The organism is Micromonospora sp. NPDC003776, from assembly GCF_053605645.1.
The window spans coordinates 1-1,918 of the sequence record NZ_JBSGJR010000866.1 but is presented as its reverse complement, the minus strand read 5'-3'; the positions used below and the strand labels follow the sequence as shown (position 1 = coordinate 1,918).

Sequence of the window (1,918 nt, the reverse complement as noted above, 5' to 3'; positions counted from 1 at the left end):
GCGCGCCCGGTGATCGCCCTCGACGCGCCGAGCGCGACGGCCGGCGCCAGCGGCTCCCCCACGACGACGCCCCCCGTGCAGCGGGCGGGGCGCCGGCCCGGCCAGCCCCGGATCGCGTTCCTCGGCGACTCCGTCTCCTGGTCGCTCGGCACCTACCTGCCGCAGCAGGAGAAGGTCGCGGTCAGCGTCCGGGCCGTCCAGGGCTGCGGGATCGCCCGGCTCCCGGAGCTGCGCTACATCGGCGAGCCGCACCCCAACTATCCCGGCTGCGAGCACTGGGACGACCGCTGGCAGCGGGGTGTCCGCGCCGACGACCCGGACGTCGCGGTGATCCTGCTCGACCGCTGGGAGCTGATGGACCGCAAGCTCGACGGCCGCTGGCAGCACGTCGGCGAGCCGGCGTTCGACCGGTACCTGAGCGGGGAGCTGGATCGGGCCATCGACGTCGCCGCCGCGAAGGGCGCCCACGTGACGCTGCTGACCGCGCCGTACACCCGGCGGGCCGAGCGGCCCGACGGCGGGCTGTGGCCCGAGGACGACGCCGGCCGGGTGGACGCCTGGAACCGGCTGCTCCGCTCGGCCGCCGACCGGCACGGCGCGACCGTGCTCGACCTGAACCGGCGGGTCTGCCCGGAGGGCCGGTTCAGCTGGGACGCCGGCGGAGTCCGGGTACGCAGCGACGGGCTGCACTTCACCCCGGAGGGCGTGCAGCAGTGGATCGCTCCGTGGCTGCTGCCCCAGCTCTACCGGCTGGCGGTGCGCGGGGCCTGACCGGTCAGGCCGGCAGGACCGCCGACTCCTCGGCCTCCACCTGCGCGTTCCAGGCGGCCTTGGTGGAGCGCCAGCCCTCGTCGTCCAGGCCGCGCCGCCAGTAGCCGGAGATGGACAGGTCGGCCCGGGGCACCCCGCGCTCCACCCGCAGCAGCCGGCGCAGCTCCTTGACGGAGGTGGCCTCGCCGTGCACGAAGGCGTGCACCCGGCCGGGCGGGAACTCCATCGCCCGCACCGCCTCGACCAGCGCCTCGCCCACCGGGCGACCGGCCCGGTGCAGCCAGCGCAGCTCCACCGCGCCCCGGCTGGCCAGCGGCAGCTCGTCGGCCGGGCCGTCGACCTCGACGAACACCGTGGCCGGGGCACCGGCGGGCAGCCGCTCCAGGGCGGCGGCGATCGCCGGCAGGGCGCTCTCGTCCCCGGCCAGCAGGTGCCAGTCGGCCGTCGGGTCCGGCGCGTACGCCCCGCCGGGGCCGGTGAAGAGCACCCGGTCGCCGGGGCGCAGCGCGGCCGCCCACGGCCCGGCCAGCCCCTCGTCCCCGTGGTGCACCACGTCGATGGTCAGCTCGCCCGCCGCCGCGTCCCAGGCCCGCACGGTGTACGCGCGCAGCCGCGGCCACTGCTCGGCCGGGAACTCCCGCTTGATGCCGGCCAGGTCCGTCGGGTGCGGATAGGTCACCCCGGCCGGCGGGAAGACCAGCTTCACGTAGTGGTCGGTGTACGCGCCCACCGGCAGTCCGGCCAGCTCCTCCCCGCCCAGCACGAGCCGGATCAGGTGCGGGGTGGGCCGCTCGGTCCGGACGACCGTGGCGGCGGTGAGCTTCTTCGGGCGCTCCGTCATGCCGCTTAGGCTAACCTAAGTCGCCCCCAATCCCCCACCCGGCGTCCACGCCGCCCGCCCAGCCGCGCTCCCGGTCGCCCTCGTGCCGTCACGCCCGCGCTCACCGGACACTCAAGGTCACGCTCGATCCTGGATGTAGTGGCCTCAATGCGCCCTGTATGCCACTACATCCATGACAACGCCGTTGCGTTTAGCGCCGTGAGCGGGAGGTAAGCCCTTTTTCGAAGATTGTGATGTCGGCGTGGAAGCTGTAGGTCTGCGCGGTTGGGGGATGCTGGGCGGCGTTCGGGCTGTACTTGCTGGTCG

2 protein-coding genes are annotated in these 1,918 nt (G+C 75.0%); one reads left to right on the top strand and one right to left on the bottom strand.

The window, feature by feature from the left end:
- The coding region (locus ACWEVO_RS35875) for a DUF459 domain-containing protein (protein ID WP_452311842.1) at positions 1–771 on the top strand (771 nt) is incomplete at its 5' end.
- A 4-nt stretch (positions 772–775) separates the two neighbouring features.
- On the opposite strand, the gene ACWEVO_RS35870 is transcribed toward ACWEVO_RS35875, so the two are convergent.
- Positions 776–1,612 carry a siderophore-interacting protein gene (locus ACWEVO_RS35870; RefSeq protein WP_452311841.1) on the bottom strand — a complete coding sequence of 279 codons (837 nt, stop codon included), beginning with the start codon at positions 1,610–1,612 and terminating at the stop codon, positions 776–778.
- Positions 1,613–1,918: the final 306 nt, after the last annotated feature.

Excerpts from the sequence above, each read along its gene's own strand:
- ACWEVO_RS35870 (WP_452311841.1), bottom strand. The coding sequence starts at position 1,612 with ATGACGGAGCGCCCGAAGAAGCTCACCGCCGCCACGGTCGTCCGGACC.